At 66.5% G+C, this 16737-nt stretch carries 13 protein-coding genes; 4 read left to right on the forward strand and 9 right to left on the reverse strand.

What is annotated here, in order from left to right; genetic code table 11:
* Nucleotides 1-150: 150 nt before the first annotated feature.
* Nucleotides 151-1284: a branched-chain amino acid ABC transporter substrate-binding protein gene (locus P5W99_RS22625; protein WP_421025625.1), complete on the reverse strand. Its 1134-nt coding sequence runs from the start codon at nt 1282-1284 to the stop codon at nt 151-153.
* A 930-nt stretch (nt 1285-2214) separates the two neighbouring features.
* Between P5W99_RS22625 and P5W99_RS22630 the strand changes: the two genes are divergently transcribed.
* From P5W99_RS22630 to P5W99_RS22640, 3 genes are all read left to right on the forward strand, one after another.
* The gene (locus P5W99_RS22630; protein ID WP_434663052.1) at nt 2215-3204 is read left to right on the forward strand and encodes an ABC transporter substrate-binding protein; all 990 of its coding nucleotides are present in this window, start codon (nt 2215-2217) and stop codon (nt 3202-3204) included.
* A gap of 311 nt (nt 3205-3515) precedes the next feature.
* Nucleotides 3516-4412, forward strand: coding sequence for an ABC transporter permease (locus tag P5W99_RS22635; protein ID WP_213302438.1), 897 nt, complete (start codon nt 3516-3518; stop codon nt 4410-4412).
* Nucleotides 4413-4415: 3 nt separating this feature from the next.
* Complete coding sequence (locus P5W99_RS22640; protein WP_421025627.1) at nt 4416-5210, forward strand: ABC transporter ATP-binding protein; 795 nt, start codon at nt 4416-4418, stop codon at nt 5208-5210.
* A gap of 138 nt (nt 5211-5348) precedes the next feature.
* On the opposite strand, the gene P5W99_RS22645 is transcribed toward P5W99_RS22640, so the two are convergent.
* Complete coding sequence (locus tag P5W99_RS22645) at nt 5349-5744, reverse strand: PaaI family thioesterase (RefSeq protein ID WP_421025628.1); 396 nt, start codon at nt 5742-5744, stop codon at nt 5349-5351.
* Between the two features lie 352 nt (nt 5745-6096).
* On the opposite strand from P5W99_RS22645, the gene P5W99_RS22650 reads away from it, so the two are divergent.
* Nucleotides 6097-7233, forward strand: coding sequence for a pyridoxal-phosphate-dependent aminotransferase family protein (locus P5W99_RS22650; protein ID WP_434664472.1), 1137 nt, complete (start codon nt 6097-6099; stop codon nt 7231-7233).
* A gap of 23 nt (nt 7234-7256) precedes the next feature.
* Here P5W99_RS22650 and P5W99_RS22655 read toward each other — a convergent pair whose 3' ends face one another.
* From P5W99_RS22655 to tssK, 7 genes are all read right to left on the reverse strand, one after another.
* Nucleotides 7257-8057, reverse strand: coding sequence for a class I SAM-dependent methyltransferase (locus P5W99_RS22655; protein WP_434663055.1), 801 nt, complete (start codon nt 8055-8057; stop codon nt 7257-7259).
* Nucleotides 8058-8107: 50 nt separating this feature from the next.
* The gene (locus tag P5W99_RS22660; RefSeq protein ID WP_434663057.1) at nt 8108-9028 is read right to left on the reverse strand and encodes a hypothetical protein; all 921 of its coding nucleotides are present in this window, start codon (nt 9026-9028) and stop codon (nt 8108-8110) included.
* A gap of 98 nt (nt 9029-9126) precedes the next feature.
* A complete protein-coding gene (locus P5W99_RS22665) occupies nt 9127-9735 on the reverse strand; it encodes an OmpA family protein (protein ID WP_434663058.1) in 609 nt (202 codons plus the stop codon).
* 55 nt (nt 9736-9790) lie between these two features.
* Nucleotides 9791-10462: a type VI secretion system-associated protein TagF gene (gene tagF, locus P5W99_RS22670; protein ID WP_421025632.1), complete on the reverse strand. Its 672-nt coding sequence runs from the start codon at nt 10460-10462 to the stop codon at nt 9791-9793.
* Nucleotides 10459-14040 (reverse strand): type VI secretion system membrane subunit TssM, encoded by a 3582-nt coding sequence (gene tssM, locus P5W99_RS22675; protein ID WP_434663061.1) that lies wholly within the window; start codon nt 14038-14040, stop codon nt 10459-10461. Before tssM ends, tagF begins: the two co-directional genes overlap by 4 nt.
* Nucleotides 14037-15302: a type VI secretion system protein TssL, long form gene (gene tssL / locus P5W99_RS22680; RefSeq protein ID WP_421025634.1), complete on the reverse strand. Its 1266-nt coding sequence runs from the start codon at nt 15300-15302 to the stop codon at nt 14037-14039. Before tssL ends, tssM begins: the two co-directional genes overlap by 4 nt.
* 63 nt (nt 15303-15365) lie before the next feature.
* Nucleotides 15366-16700, reverse strand: coding sequence for a type VI secretion system baseplate subunit TssK (tssK, locus tag P5W99_RS22685; RefSeq protein ID WP_434663063.1), 1335 nt, complete (start codon nt 16698-16700; stop codon nt 15366-15368).
* Nucleotides 16701-16737 lie beyond the last annotated feature (37 nt).

Raw genomic sequence — 16737 nt, forward strand, 5'->3', positions numbered from 1 at the left:
GCCCCGCGGCCGTGAAGCCGATGAGAGACCTTAAAGCGGTGTCGACCCGAGTTTTTGTATTTCGCCGCGCATGCGGGCGTTGCAAGAACGCCCCGCCCGCCATAGCGGAAAGCGGGAAGTTCGCGCCGCGCCCGCAGCGCAGCGCCAGGATCAGTTCGCGGCGGTCTTGGTGGCGTCCTTGTGCCACGTGTAGACGACGAAGCGGAACGACTTCAGGTCGCCCTGGGCGTCGTACTCCACCTTGCCGATCGGCGTGCTCATCGCGTTCTTGTGCATCCAGGCCGCGACCTTGGTCGGATCGGTGCTCTTGGCGCCCGCGATGCCGTCGGCGATCACTTCGACCGCAGCGTAGGACGGCATCTGGAACGGACCGTTCGCGTCGCGCTTGGCGTCGGCGAACGCCTTCACGAGCTTGCCGTTGGCCGGGTCCGAAGCGAAGTCGGCCGGCAGCGTGACGAGCATGCCTTCCGAAGCGGGGCCAGCAATGGCCGTCACGTCCTTGTTGCCCACGCCTTCCGGTCCCATGAACGTGGCCTTCACGCCCTGCTCACGCGACTGGCGCATCAGGAGGCCCATTTCCGGGTGATAGCCGCCGAAGTAGACGAAGTCCACACCCTGCGACTTGAGCTTGGTGACGACTGCCGAGTAGTCCGAATCGCCTGCGTTGATGCCTTCGAACACCACCACCGGGATGTGTGCCTTGTCGAGCGCGGCCTTGACCGAAGTGGCGATGCCCTGCCCGTACGACTGCTTGTCGTGCAGGATCGCGACCTTCTTCGGCTTGACTTTGTTGATGATGTACGCGGCAGCGGCGGGACCTTGCTGGTCGTCGCGGCCGATCGTGCGGAAGATGTACTGGCGCTTCTTGCCTTCGGTGAGCTGCGGCGCGGTTGCCGACGGCGTGACCATCACCACGCCTTCGTTCTCGTAAATGTCCGAAGCGGGAATCGTCGAGCCCGAGCACACGTGGCCGATCACATAGTGGATGTGCTGCGAAACGATCTTGTTCGCGACGGCGACGGCCTGCTTCGGCTCGCATGCGTCGTCCATCATGACGGCTTCGAGCTTGTTGCCGTTCGCGCCACCGGCGGCGTTGATCTGTTCGATCGCGGTCAGGGCGCCTGCCTTGACCATGTCGCCGTACTGGGCGACCGGGCCGCTGAACGGGCCGGCAATGGCGATCTTCACGGTTTCGGCGTTCGCGGCGGCGCCAAAGGCGAGCAGCGCGGCGGCCACGGAAAGGGAAGCAAGGCGGTTACGGTTAAAACAGGACAGCGGCGTCATCAGGAGCTCCTCGATTGTTTTCGGGTCAACCGGGCAAGCGGCATGACCTGCGCAAACGAACAGCACCCCGAGAATGTGGCCAGGGAGGACAACAAGGACGGGCCAGAAAGACAACAGACGCAACGGGGCCCGGCATGTATCGGCCGCCTGGTAGCGGCTTCAGTTCGGAGAGACCGTGAGTACGGCCCCTATTGCGCAAGCGATCCGCCTGCCCCGTTCGCTGCATTTCAAACCTGGAAGGTGATCCGGCCAAAATCAGCGACCCGCGGATGCTATCAATAAACCTACCCATTCCGCAACCGAGGGTTTTTTCGGATATCGATGGCTATATTGACGTAAGTCAATTGACGAAAACCACCCAGGATGTGCGGAAAACCCTTGAAATATCGGCGGCCCGGGGAGTTAGGCAGGGCTGAAGGCCGCCACAGGCCCGTCTGGCGGCGGTGTGGAGAAACGGATTTCCAATCAGAAAATCTGATTTTTTCTAAAAAATCGCTGCAGCACCTTATCTATTATATTTATTTGCGCCGATGATCATTTTAGATACTTACCTAACCACCCGATCAGCCACCTCGCGCAATAAGTAAAAACCCTAAATGTAAATACTCGCAACCTCTTGATTTTATTGCGAAAAATTACATTTTCATTTCAATGAAATGCCGTATCAAAAAAATATCAAACACATAACTCGCCAGTACACATCGAACCATTATTTCCAATTGGAATCCGGGAAAACTTCCGGCAACCCACCGATTTTTCCTGAAAATCGCCGGCATGGTTTACTACGCGCCGCCACGGCACCGTCGCATCCGGGCACCATCGGCCTTGCGCACGTTCCGGACACGCGCGGCGCAGTGGTATGCTCGCTGCCTCGCCGCACACACCCGTGCTGAATTGAAAGAACCGAGCATTCGGGGGAGATCAGAGACAATGAAAAGCTTCACGCAAGCCGCCAAGAACGCCACCCTTACCCTGATCGCCGGCGCTGCCGCGATCACGTTCGCCACCGGCGCGGCCCACGCGGCCGAAACCACCACCGTGGAAGTGCTGTCGATCGTCGAACACCCCGCCCTCGACGCAATCCGCGACGGCGTGCGCGACGAGCTCAAGGCCGCCGGCTACGACGCCGGCAAGAACCTCAAGTGGGAATACCAGAGCGCACAGGGCAACACCGGCACGGCCGCGCAGATCGCCCGCAAGTTCGTGGGCGACAACCCGAGCGCGATCGTCGCGATCGCCACGCCTTCGGCGCAGGCCGTTGTGGCCGCAACCAAGACGGTGCCGGTGGTCTACTCGGGCGTGACCGATCCGGTCGCCGCACAGCTCGTGAAGACCTGGGCGCCCAGCGGCACCAACGTGACCGGCGTGTCCGACAAGCTCCCGCTCGACAAGCAAATCGCGCTCATCAAGCGCGTGGTGCCGAATGCGAAGAACGTGGGCATGGTCTATAACCCCGGCGAAGCCAACTCGGTCGTGGTCGTGAAGCAGCTCAAGACCCTGCTTGCGCAGCAAGGCATGACGCTCAAGGAAGCGGCTGCGCCGCGCACCGTGGACATTGGCCCGGCGGCGAAGAGCCTGATCGGCAAGGTCGACGTGATCTACACGAACACCGACAACAACGTGGTCTCGGCCTACGAGGCGCTCGTGAAAGTGGCCAACGACGCGAAGATTCCGCTCGTTGCCGCCGACACGGACAGCGTGAAGCGCGGCGCCGTCGCGGCGCTCGGCATCGACTACAGCGACCTCGGCCATCAGACCGGCAAGGTGGTCGTGCGCATCCTGAAGGGCGAAAAACCCGGCGCGATCGCATCGGAAACCAGCAACAAGCTGCAGCTGTACGTGAACCCGGCCGCCGCGCAGAAGCAAGGCGTGAAGCTCTCCGACGATCTGCTCAAGGACGCCACCACGGTCGTGAAGTAACGCCCGCCACCGCGTCAAGCATCGCGCCCGCCCCGCGCGCGGGGCATTGCTGATCGGAAACAGCGCGCAAACCGGGCCGTTTCCGAACGGAAAGGCCGCGCGAAACCAGCGCGAACATGCCGCTGGGAAACGCCCAAAAGCAGCACGCAAAAGCCACACGCAACACCGCAGCCGAGCCGTAAAAAACTACTGGCCCAGAACGGGCCCCCGCGCCCGCAAGCGCGCCGCCTCACCCGGGCCGCGCGCTTGCGGCGAACGATCCGGCGCAGCAACCACCATCCGCGCGCCGCAGACCGCAACAGGATTTCCCCATGTCCCTCTATTCGCTACTGGGCGCGCTCGAGATCGGCCTGATCTTCAGCCTCGTCGCCCTCGGGGTGCTGATCTCGTTTCGCATCCTCAACTTCCCCGATCTCACCGTCGACGGCAGCTTTCCGCTAGGCGGCGCCGTCGCCGCGACGCTGATCGCGAGCGGCCACGATCCGTTTCTCGCCACCGTCTGCGCGATGATCGCCGGCGCGCTCGCGGGCTTCATCACCGGCTGGCTCAACGTGCGCCTGAAGATCATGGATTTGCTCGCGAGCATTCTCATGATGATCGCGCTCTATTCGATCAACCTGCGCGTGATGGGCGCGCCGAATGTGCCGCTCATCTCCGAGGCCACGGTCTTCACGAAGATTCAGCCCGCATGGCTGCCCGACTATGTGTTGCGCCCGCTCGCGCTGTTCGTCGTGGTGCTCGCAGCCAAGTTCGGCGTCGACTGGTTCTTCTCCTCGCAATACGGCCTCGCGCTGCGCGCGACCGGCGCGAACCCGCGCATGGCGCGCGCCCAGGGCATCGCCACGGGCCGCGCGACGCTCGCGGGCATGGCGCTCTCGAATGCGTTGGTGGCGCTCGCGGGCTCGCTGTTCGCGCAGACTCAGGGCGGCTCGGACATCTCGATGGGCATCGGCACCATCGTGATCGGGCTCGCGGCGGTCATCATCGGCGAAAGCATCCTGCCCGCTCGGCGCCTTGTGCTCACGACGCTCGCGGCCGTGCTCGGCGCGATTCTCTATCGCTTCTTCATTGCGCTCGCGCTCAATAGCGACTTCATCGGCCTGAAGGCGCAGGACCTGAATCTGGTCACCGCCGTGCTCGTGACGATCGCGCTCGTGCTGCCGGCCACGCGCAAGAAACTTTTCGCCCGCAAGAACGGGAGGGCCTAAGCGATGCTCAGCGCACAAGACCTCAGACTCACTTTCAATCCCGGCACGCCGATCGAAACGCGCGCGTTGCGCGGGCTCACGCTGGAAATCCCCACGGGCGAATTCGTGGCCGTGATCGGCTCGAACGGCGCGGGCAAGTCCACCTTCCTGAACGCCATCAGCGGCGACCAGATGGTCGATGGCGGCAAGATCACCATCGACGGCCAGGATGTCACGAAAAAGCAGGCGTGGGACCGCGCGCACCTCGTCGCGCGCGTGTTTCAGGACCCGATGGCAGGCACCTGCGAGGCACTCACGATCGAAGAGAACATGGCGCTCGCGATGGCGCGCGGCAAGCGCCGCGGCTTCGGCCCCGCGCTCAGGAAGCAGGACCGCGAACTGTTCCGCGACAAGCTGCGCCTCCTGAACCTCGGCCTCGAAAACCGCTTGACCGACCGCATTGGTTTGCTCTCGGGCGGCCAGCGCCAGGCAGTGAGCCTCCTGATGGCCTCGCTCCAGCCCTCGCGCATCTTGCTGCTCGACGAGCACACGGCCGCGCTCGATCCGAAGACAGCCGCGTTCGTGCTGGAACTGACCGCGCGCATCGTCGAAGAAGCGAAGCTCACGACCATGATGGTCACGCACAGCATGCGCCAGGCGCTCGACTACGGCCAGCGCACCGTGATGCTGCACCAGGGGCAAGTGGTGCTGGACGTGTCCGGCGACGAGCGCCGTGGGCTCGATGTGCCGGACCTGCTGCGCATGTTCGAGCAGACGCGCCACGAGAAGCTCGACGACGACGCGCTGCTGCTGGGTTGAAAGCGAGGCCAAACGAGCCAAACGCAGCGCACGCCTCGAACGCAAAAACCCGCCAGCCTTACGGTTGGCGGGTTTTTGCGCCTACGGCAATGAGAAAAGGAATCCGAACCAAATCCGGCGCCATGCCGAAACACAACGTCAAGCCGTCTTCGAATACTTGAACGTGCCCTGTGCGCTCGCGATCAGCAAGCGTTCATCCACCCACGCCTCGGCGCGTGCGAAAAACACCGACCGGCCGCCGCGCTCGAGAAAGCCCTTGGCCCGCACGAGCTGCCCGAGCCCCTTGTCCAGGTAATTGGTGGTGAGCGAGAGCGTAAAGCCATGTCTCGGCGGCTGCCCCTGCTCCGCGAACAGGCCCGCGTATCCTGCCGCCGCGTCGAGCAGCGTGGCGATCGCGCCGCCTTGCAACACGCCCTGACGGTTGAGCTTCGAAGCGTCGATCGGCATGAGCAGTTCCACATAGCCCTCGCGCCACTGCGCGATGCTTACGCCGAGCGTTTCGAGAAACGGGTTGTCGACGGCGAATTGCGGCATGCCGTGGTCTCCTTGATGATGTCGATGTGCGGTGCCGGTTTGGCCCGCGCCATTATAGGCCGCAGCCCCAGGGCTTTCCCCCGGACCCGGGCAGCGCCCGTGCACTGTTCAGAAAAAATCCGTGCAACTGTATATGGTTTTATAGGCAGCCACGGAAAACACTGTACTCTTTCCCACCGCGCGCACGCGCGCGTTTTCTCCCAGCACCGCAAAGGACCTCGACATGACCGACACCACGCGCCCCACCGACACCCTGACCCAGCAACAGGCAGCGGCGGCGGCCGCCGCGGCGCCGGTCCCCTGCCCGGGCGTCGATCCGCTCACCAGCATCCTGCCAGAAGAGCCGCTCCTCATGATGGGTGCGGGCCCCGTGCCCATTCCCGATGCGGTCGCGAAGGCCAACTCGGTCGTCATCAATCACCTCGGCGACACCATGGCGCGCGTAATCGACCAGGTGAAGTCGATGGCGCGCTACGTGTTCCAGACGCGCTCGAACTGGGTGCTCGGCGTGGCCGGCCCCGGCTCCGCGGCCATGGAAATGGCCGTGTCGAATCTCGCGTGGCCCGGCACGCGCGTACTCTCCATCGTGAATGGCTTTTTCAGCGGACGGATGGCGGAAATGGCGCGGCGCGTGGGCGCCGAAGTCACGACGCTCGAGGTGGCCGACCGCGAGATCGTCTCGCTCGACACGCTCGCGCAGGTCATCGAGCGCACGCGCCCCGAGGTCGTCACCGTGGTGCACGGCGAGACCTCCAACACGGTCTGGAACCGCCAGTTGCAGGACATCGTGCGCATCGCGAAGGCCTCGGGCGCGCTGGTCGTCGTCGACGCGGTCTGCACGCTGAGCACGATGCCGCTGGAGATGGACGCATGGGGCATCGACGTGGTCATCACCGGCGGACAGAAAGGGCTGTCGTCGATTCCCGGCGTTTCGCTGATCGCGTTCTCCGATGCGGCCTGGGAGCGCGTGCGCACGCGCACCGTGCCTAACACGCATTGGTGCCTCGATGCCATGCTCGCCGAAAACTTCTGGCACAACGCGGGCTATCACTACACCGCGCCGGTTTCGGGCGTGCTCGCGCTGCACGAAGCACTGCGGCTCGTCTGCACCGAGACGCTGGAAAAGCGCTTCGCGCGGCATCAGCGCTGCTCGCTCGCGCTGCAGAGCGGTGTGACGGCGCTCGGTCTCGAACTCTATACGCCCGAGGCGTGCCGCCTGAACTCCGTGGTCGGCATCGCGCTGCCCGCGAGCGTCACGCCGCGCGACGTGTGCAGCCATATCTCGCAGCAGTACCAGGTGGAGATCGCCGGATCGTTCGGACTCCCCATCGTGCGCATCGGGCAGATGGGCGAGCAATGTCGCGAGCACCATCTGTTTCGCACCGTCCATGCGCTCGGCCGCACGATGTGCGACCTGGGCGCGGCTGTCGATTTGCCTGCCGGCGTGGCCGCACTGGAAGAGTCGCTTTCGGCGGCTGGCCGCCGCTGAGCTGAACGCGGCCAGGCGCGCCGCTACGCGCGCCGCGCCCGCACACAGAGAAACGCGGGCGCGAGCGCCAGCTCCGCATGGAGCCGGGGCGCCACGGCCTTCATCTCCGGCTGCGGCTGTGGCTCGACCAGTTGCTCGATCGTCCAGCCGCTCGCGGTCAGCGCATTGACGATATCGGCAAGCGGTCTCCGATACGCCTCGACATAAGGCTTCGGTTCGCCGAAGCCGGCCCAGTGCAGACCAAAACGCGTGGTCTCGAAGTACGAGCGGCCACCGCGCGTGCGCGTGTCGATCCAGTCGCGCATCGGATGCGCCATCGAGAACACCAGCAGCGCGCCGGGCCGCGCTACACGCCGGAATTCTGCGAAGGCGGGCGCGAGGTCCTCCACATAGTCGAGTGCGAGCGAGCAGACGATGCGGTCGAACTGCTCGTCGTCGAGCCACGCGAGCGGCTGGCCCAGATCGCCTTGCGCGACCTCCACGGGCAGGCTCGCGCAATGCGACTGCGCGAGTTCGACCATCGCGGGCGTCACATCGAATGCGTGCACCCGCGCGCCCGCGCGCGCCAGTTCGGCGCTGACAATGCCGGGGCCGCAGCCTGCGTCGAGCACGCGAAGTCCCGCCACGTCACCGAGCAGCGCAGCCGTGGCCGGGCGCTCGTAGAGTGCGTTGTGCGGTTTCTCAGGGGCCATTTGCGCGTAGCGCTGCGCGAACTGCGTATAGCTCGCGCGGCCCGGGAGCTCCGGTGCTGCGTTCGCGTGGCGAGACGAATCGGCGTGAGCGCTGGGTATCGAAGGGTCGTTGGCGTGGGAATCGTTCTGCATGCTGGCGTGACGGCCGGGGTGCCGAGGTAGTGACGAAACAGGCAAAGGCGCTATTGTCGCGCGTTTTGCCCAGCACTGCGCACGCTCAGTTCGAGCCCGCGCTTCACGCGTGCGATGTCCACGCCGCCCGCGCCCGGTTGATCGGCGAGCGGCATGTAGCGCGCGGGCGTGTGCAGCAAATAGGCCTGCATTTCGTCGATCACGATGCGGTCCGACGGGTCGTAACCCATGCCCGCCAGTTCCCCGGTCAGCGCCTCGCGCTCGGTGTACGTCAACTGATGCCACCAGAAGGCGCGGCACGCATGGGCATAGGCGGCGTCGGAGAAAAAGCGCCAATGCCCGAGTTCGTGGCTCATGATCGCCGCACGCACTTCGGCGTCGATCACCTCGCCCGCCGGCCCCTTGCCCATACCGGGAATCGTCACGAGAAAATCGCGCGAGGACGCGGCGCGCCACGCCGTGCCGCCCTCACCGGCCTCTCGATGGATGAGCCCCCACTGCGTGAGCAGCGCCTGCAACGCACGCTCGCCTTCAGTCAGGCTCGCGCGCTGCCGCTGCGCCACCTCGAAGAACTGCGCAATCTGCGCCGCGCTGAAATTGTTGCCCGCCGTGAGCCCCGCGGGATCTTCGCCGAAGCGCCGCGCGTTCGCGGCGACGGCGCTCATCGACACCACACGGTCGTGCGGCATGTCGCGCCGCTCGATCAGTGCGACCACGCGCGAGAACATCGCGCCCTGCGCCGCGAGGCTCGGCGCATGCATCACATAGAGGCCGGGCTGGTCTGTGATGGCATAGAGCCGCAGCGTCGGGCCCGGCGGCAATGCGCCGGCAAGCTGCGCGAGCGGCAGGCGCACGACCTCGGGGTTCGGCGCGAACGCGCTGGCGAGCTCGGCGCTCAGCGTGGGCACTGCCGCCGGCGCGCTGGACACGCCCGAGGCAAACACGCCTGGCGAGGCGAAACCGGCGCACATACCCAATAACGTTGCGTACGCAACGTTAGCGATGCCGGCACGCGCCTGCGAACCCGCTCCCGGCAGGCAGCCGGAGATGCGCAAGAACGCCACGCCGTTCAATCGGTAACGGTCACGATCGTCACGCGGCGGTTTTCCGGCGCGGCTGGATTGCGCGTATTGAGCGGCTCGCCGGACCCCTTGCCTATCGCGGTCAAGCGCTCCGCTGCAATGCCATCCTGCTGCGTGAGGTAGTCCACCACGGCCTGGGCGCGGCCCTGCGACAGCGTCATGTTCGCGTCCGGATTGCCGCGCGGGTCGGCGTGGCCTTCCACGCGAAATTTGTACGCGGCGAGCTTGTCGGATTGCAGCGCGTGGGCGACCTTGTCGAGCGCCGCGCGCGCGGTGCTCGTCAGATCGGTCGAATTGGTGGCGAAGGTAATGAGCATTTGCGCCGATGGCGCTTTCGCGGGCCGCTTCGCCTTCGCCGACATCGCACCGGGCTGCTGGTTCGACAGCACGAAGCCGCGCGTGAGCACGTCGCCGGCGGTCTCGTTCGGCGTGAGCGCCCTGGTGACGGACTGCTCGGTGATGTCCTTCTCCTTCATCACCTGGGCATGGGCCGGGATTTGCATCGCGCCCGCGAGCACGACCGCGCAACAGGCCAGCGCGGCGGGCCACGCATGCCGCAGCCGCGCTTGCGAAACGTTCTTCACGTTAGCCAACATGTCATCTCTCCATTGAATGCAATCTTGTCCACGCGCGAGCGTCTGATGGCGCGCTTCAAACGCGCTGCAACGCGAGCGCCGCCTTCCACGGCGCTCGCGCCGCATCGAGCAAATCCGCGAAACGCGGCCCGTCGAGCAGCCCTGTGGCGACGCGCAGCGTGGGCTCCACCTCAGCTGATCCTTCGCTCCACCACAGGCTGTCGCCCGCGACCGCGTGCGCGGCCAGGAACTCGCCCAGCGCGAGGCCGTTTTCCTCGCCCTCGCACGCACAAGCATGATGCCAGGGCGTGCGCCCTTCTTCATCGAGTCCATCGAGCATGCGCACCTGATCGCCGAAACGCTCCAGATCGAAAGACGGTGCAAGCGTCGAGAGCGCGAGCGCCACCGCCATCTCGAACCATGGCTGCGCGCCGTGCAGCCAGTTCGCGAGCAGCCCGGGCGCCACCGGCCGCGCGAGCGTGAACGGGAAATAGCGGCCCACGCGGTCCACGCCCGGCATCAGCACGCCGGCCCAGGCCGACGCGCCGCACAGGGTCTCGCCGAGCGCGAAACACCATACCGGCGCGTTCAGATAGAGCGACAGCCACTGCGCGCCATAACGCGCCCGCGCCTCCAGCATGCCAGCTTGGACGCTGCGGTCCCACGGCTCGATAAACGCCGCCGGCAGCCGCCGCGCGACAAAGTCGCCATGCGTGCGCACCTTGCCGAAGAAACCCGTCTCGTTCATAGATGATCAGGGCACCGAAACTGATCGATCATGCCCCGCCGGAACGGATTCGTCACGCTGCTCGCGTCCAGTTCCAGCTGCACGTGGCGGCCGTCCGAAACGAAATCGATCTTGAAGCGGTCGGGCTGGCCCATCTGCTGCATCTGCGCCTTGTCCATCAGACGCAGCAGCGCCCACGGTCCGTCGGCACGCGGGGCGTCGCCGCCGCCGGGCGGCGCGAATTCCACGTGCGCCTGCCCCGTGCCTTTGCCGCTCGGCCACTGGAAGCCCATGCCCTCGTTCGCGCCCGGCTTGACGACCCACTGCTGACCGTCCACGTCGAGCGTGAACTGCGTGATGGACGGATCGATCGCGATCGGCTTGACCGTGAAGCGCACCGAGACATCGCGTCCGCCCGCGCGGAACAGCGCATCGCGAATCTGCGCGGCGCGCTGGAACTGCACGAGCACATCATCGGGAATGCCGGGCGATTCGGTTCCGGCCCGCCAGCGCCACGCCGGCCCCGACATGTCGACGAAATTCTGCAGATTCTTCTGGAAGAAGTCGTCGATCAGGCCGCCCGGCGCGAGCAGGCGGCCGAAGTCGTCGGGCGCGGCGTCGCGCGTGGAGGCGCGCACGAGCGGATAGCGCCCGTCGAGCGCCTGTTTGCACAACTGCCCGACGTTCGCCATCCAGAGGGCATTCAGGCGCGCACGCTCGCCGCCCGCCATCAGCGCGGTGGCGCCGTTCGAGACGTCGTTCACGACCGCCGCGAGCGGCGCGGGCGCGCCCTGCGAGGCGAGCTTGAGCTTGCCGATGGCGTCGCCGGGCGGCGGCGCGAGGCCCTGCCGGCGTGCGGTATCGGCCGCCTGGAGGTAAGTGGCCGCGTCCTTGAGCGCCGCGAGCTGGGTATCGAGCGGCGACGGCCCGGGTGCGCCGGGCTTGCCCACGAGGTCATGCAGCGGCTGAAAATGCGCATCGACGGGATTGACCTGCGCGGGCACGCTGTTGGCCGCGTCGTCGGGCGCGTTGCCGAGCGCGCTCTCCAGCTTCTTCTTCATCGCCTCGATCTTGCCGTTGATGAGCGCCCCAGCCTGCGCGCCAATCGATCCGCCCAGGCCGAGATTGCCAAGCGTGGTTTCGCGCGCCGCCGCCACCATCACCGCGCGCAGCGGCGAATCGGCATTGCCGAGCGCGTAGGCCACGCGCGCGCCCTTGTCCACGCCGTCGAACGGCACCACGGCGATATCGCCGAGCAGCGCATCCCACTGGCGAATATATTCGTCGTAGTAAAGCTGCGTCATCGCAGCCCTGAGGTCGCTGGCCGCCGGGGGCGTGAGCACTTGTTCGTCGCGGCCCAGCACCCAGTTATCGCGCGCCACGTCGAGCACCGCCGCATCGCGCGCCGCGAGGAACTTCGCATAGCCCGCGAGCGTGAACGCGCCCGGCACGCCGCGCGTGAGCGGCGCGCCGCTCTTGCGCACCAGCACGAGCGCGGCGTTCTGGCCGCCCGCGCCCGCCACGCTGAAATCGGGCAGATGCTGGGCGTCGAGATCGCGCCGCACGCTCTCGAACATGCGCTGCGCGAGCGGCATTTTCGCGAGGTTCATGCGCGCCTGCTGGATCAGGTTCTTGTCGAGCGGCAGCGAGGGATCGAAGAACGCCGGGTCGAACAGCGCCGCGAGATGGCCGTCGAGGTCGCTGCGTTGCGCATCGCTCGCATCGCGCAACGGGCCGCGCTGCCAGTCGACGTCGGCCCACAGGCGCACCGCATCGGCGTCGTAGTGCGAGGGGTCGCCGAGCATCAGGTACGCGCGCAGCACCGCGTACTGGAACTCGCCGTTGTTCGCATCGCCGCGCCGCAGCTCTTCCTCCATGCGCCGCACCACGAGCGGCAGCAGCGTTTGCGCGAGCAGCCGGCGGTAGCTCGCCTGCGCTTCGAGCCCGAGCTTGTCGCCTTGATAGAGGCCGAGACGCGAGAGCCACGGAACACTCGCGTTGCGCTGCGCATAGCCGCCGGGCAAGTCGCGCGCGGCGTTCAGCAGCGGCAGCAGGGCGAGCGGATTGTCGGTGGCCGGGGTGGCCTGCGCAAGCTGCTTGAGCGCGTCGACCTGCTGCGCCGCTTGGGCCACCCAGGCTTCATTGCGTTGATAGCTGATGAAGAACGCGCCGAGCGCCAGCACCGTGAGCAGCGCGATGGCACCGAGCGCGATGCGCTGAATCCACGCGCGCCGCCGCTCGAGCCCGCGATTGGTGCCCGCGAGCCCCGCCTCGTGAAAGATCACGTCGCGCATGAGCCGCGTGATGAAGTACGCGCGGCCCGCCGAGGCGTCCGGCAGCAGGACCTGCTGCTGCAGGCCGAGCGTGGCCGCCACCGCGCTCATGACACGGTCGATCGGCCGCCCTTCCTGGGTGCCGCTCGTGAAATAGACGCCGCGCAGCAGCACCGGCTTTTCATAGCGCGACGCGCTGAATGCGTCGTTGAGGAACGCCTGCAATACGCCTTCGAGCCCCGCGAACTGCTGCGGGAAACCGTAGACGAGCGCGCGCCGCCGCGTATCCGTCTCCTGCTGCATGCGATGCAGCACGCGCGCCTGCAAGCGCTGCGAGAGCGCGGCGAACTCGGCCGGGAATTGAGTCGAGATCTGCGCTGCGACATCGTTCGGATTGCCTGGTTTGTCCGGACTTCCTCCCTCGTCGAATGCGAACGTCATGCCCCAGACCTGCTCGCGTTCGTCGCGGCCCAGATCATCGAAGAACTCGGCGAAGCCGGCCAGCAGATCGCACTTCGTCACCAGCACATAGACCGGGAAATGCGTGCCGAGCCGCTCATAAAGCTCCTTCAGGCGCTCGTGCACGGCCTGAGCCTGCAACGCGCGCTGCGTGTCCGAGAGCTGCAGCAGGTCCTGCGCCGACACCGCGACGATCACGCCATTGAGCGGACGGCGCGGCCGGTATTTGCGCAGCAGTTGCAGGAAGCCGCCCCACGCGGCCTGATCGGCGGCAGCGAAGCTGTCCTGGGTCGTGAAGCGGCCCGCGGTATCCAGCAGCACCGCGTCGTCGGTGAACCACCAGTCGCAGTTGCGCGTGCCGCCCACGCCGCCCACGGCCCGACCGCCCAGTTGCGTCGAGAGCGGAAATTTCAGGCCCGAGTGCGTGAGCGCCGTGGTTTTGCCGGTGCCGGGCGCGCCCACGAACATGTACCACGGCAGCTGATACACGTACTGGTTGCTGAAGCGCCCTTTCACGCGCGACCTGCGCAGAATGGCCATGGCCTCTTCGAAGCGCTTGCGCAGCGCGTTCACGTCCGCGTCCGATTGCTCCTTACCGGGCGGCATTTCGCCCGCGCCTTCGGCCACCACGCGCGTGAACTTCACGTTCGCGAGGCGCGCGCGCAGCCAGCGCGCGAACCAGTAAAGCGCCCACAGCAGGAACAGCACCGCGATCACGATCCAGCGGCTCGCGCTCGTTTCGAGCGGCGCGCTGCCGGCCCACGCGAACAGCGGCCCTTCGATCCAGACGATCAGCGCGAGCGCAAGCACGCCGAGAAACGACAGCACGATCTTGCGCCGCAGCCAGTCCACCAGTTTCTTGATCATGGCGTGGCTCCCGGTGCGAGCACGGCAATGTCCACGCGGCGATTGCGCGCGCGGTTGGCCGCGCTGTCGTTCGGCGCGATGGGTTCGGTGTCGCCGCGCCCTTCGGAGGTGAAGCGCGCGGGCGCGCCGGTGCGCGCGATCAGCAGGTCCTTCACGGTTTCCGCACGCGCCTGCGAGAGGTGCCAGTTCGACGGAAAGCGCGCGGAAATGAGCCGTTGATTGTCGGTATGCCCGATGACCACGACGTTGCCGCGCACGTCCTTCAATGCGTCGCCGATGCGCTGGACGATCGGCAGATATGTCGATGTGAGCTCCGCGCTGCCCGAGGCGAACAGGCCGTCGCCGTTCACCTCGACAATCGTGCGGTCGGGCTGCTCGGTCACGCGCACGAGGCCCTGGGCGATCTCGGGCGCGAGGAACTTCGACAGCTTCGGCGCGGGCTTGGGCGCGGCTTCCATCTTCGCCGCCAGCACCGGCGGTGGCGCGACGCGCACGGCGTGCAGCGCCTGGAACACCGCATCCGATGCGTCGTTGAGCCGGAAGCTCAGCACCAGATGCGCGCCCACCAGCACGACGCACGCCACCGCCGCCGCCACCCACAGCGGCACGAGTTGCAGCAGCGGCTTGCGCTCCGCGTTCACGGGCTGCCAGTGCGCAGAGAGCTCGCGCTCGAGCGCGCCGCGCTGCGCGCGGATCATCTGTTCGAGCCGTTCGCGCACCTGATCGAGTTGCGTGCGCCCGCCGTCGATCAGGCGGTAGCGCCCTTCAAAGCCAAGGCCGAGTATCACGTACATGAGTTCGAGAATGTCCACGTTCGCGCCGGGATTTTGCGCGAGCCGCTGGAGAATCAGGAAGAAGCGCTCGCCGCCCGAGGCCTCGTTATGGAAGGTCACGAGCAGGCTGCGGCTCGCCCATGCGCCCGCGCCCCACGGCGTGCTGGAGATCGCCTCGTCGAGGAACGTGCACAGGCAGTAGCGCGAGGCGCCGAGCTTTTCGTCGTCGTAGCCGCTCGCGCGCCCTTGCGTCTCGAACCCGCGCATCATCTGAATCAGTTGCGTGCGCAACTGTTCGATGTCGGGGTGCGTGGGCAATTGGCGCAACGGCAGCGCGAGATCGATCAGCGGATTGGCCGCGCGCAGCAGCGGATTCAGGCCGCCCGCGCCGGCCGGAATCGGCGCGACCGAGGTGGCCGCCGCCACGAACGGCGCGCGCGCGCCGCCCGGCGTCGGAATCAGGATGGTGGCGCCGGGATCGGCGCTCATGGGTGAGTCGTCGGGTGACACGGTGCACGTCCTCCTCAATCGATGGCGCGGCGCCAGGCGCGGTTAGCGGCGGATCGCCCAGAATTCCATCGCGAGGCCGGGAAATTCACCCGCGACGTGCAATGCCATGCCCGCCGAGGCGGCGAACTGCTTCCACAGTTCGTTGCCGCGGTCGAGCTCGAAATACGTGAATCCCGCATGGAACGGCAACTGGCGCGGCGCCACCGGCAGCGCGCGCAAGCCGATGCCCGGCAATTGCAGATTCACGAGGTCGCGGATGCGCTCGATCGGCCCGATCTTCACTTGCGGCGCGAAGCCGGTGAGGATGGCTTCGGCCGGCATCTGCGCGCGCACGGCCAGCACGAAGGTGGCCGAGGCGAACAGGTTCTTGTCGGGCACCAGCGCAACGCGCAGGCCGAACTTGCGCTCTTCGAGCGGGATCGGCACCGCGTGCGGGTCCATCACCATGCTGAGCGCCGCGCGCAGATCGTCGATCACGGGCGCGAAGGTTTCGCGCAAGCGGTCATGCCGATAGACCGGATATGCGCTGGGGCGCTTGTTCTTCTGGCTGAACGTGGCCAATTCGCCCGCTAGCTGAACCACCATGCAATAGAGCGATTCGGGATGCAGGCCCGTCATCGTCGAGAAGTGCGCCGCGAGCGGCTCCGCGCGGTTGATGAGTTCGAGCAGCAGGAAGTCGGAGACCTCGGCCACGCCCGTCACGCCCGGTTGCACGAGGCGCGCGGCCAGTGCCTCGCCGCGTTGGTGCAGCAGGCCCACGAGGTCGTCGGCGAACGCACGCAGACGCGGCGCCACGCGATAGTCCATGCAGGGCGGGCTGTAGTCCGCTTCGAGCACGACGCGGTTGTCGGGCTGCCGCTCGATCACGCGCGCCACGCCTACCGTGGCGTAGGCATTCGCCACGTCGGGCTCCAGCGCGAGGCGCACGCGCAGCTTGCCGATTTCCACCAGCGCCGCGCTCGCGTTCGGGTCGTTGCTGTCGGCCACTTCGACTTCCGCGCGGCGATGGCGCGCGAAATTTTCTTCGCTATCCTCATTGCCGGTTTCCGGCACGCCGGGCCTGCGCACCGGCAACGCGAGCGTCACGAGCACGCCGCGCGTGCCTTCGGGAATGTCGAGCGGCTCGGGCAAATCGTCGTCGGCAGGCAGGTTGAACGGCGTGCCGTCGGGAAAGACGCCCGAGCACGACAGCAACGCGAACTTGCCGAGCTTGAGCAGCTGCTCGTCGATTTCCAGCGACGCGAAGCCCCATGCATAAGGGCGCAGGCCGCCCGCGCGCGTCTCGAGCTGGGCCTGCAAATAGCGGTCATGCTGCTGCAGATGATGCGGCTGCAGAAACATGCCTTCCGACCAGATGACTTTGCTGTTCCAGGACACGTTGTTCTCGTTGTCGTGTGTATCGTCTAGGTTTAAA

Origin of the sequence: Paraburkholderia sp. A3BS-1L, from assembly GCF_051125215.1 — a bacterium.
Taxonomy (GTDB): domain Bacteria; phylum Pseudomonadota; class Gammaproteobacteria; order Burkholderiales; family Burkholderiaceae; genus Paraburkholderia.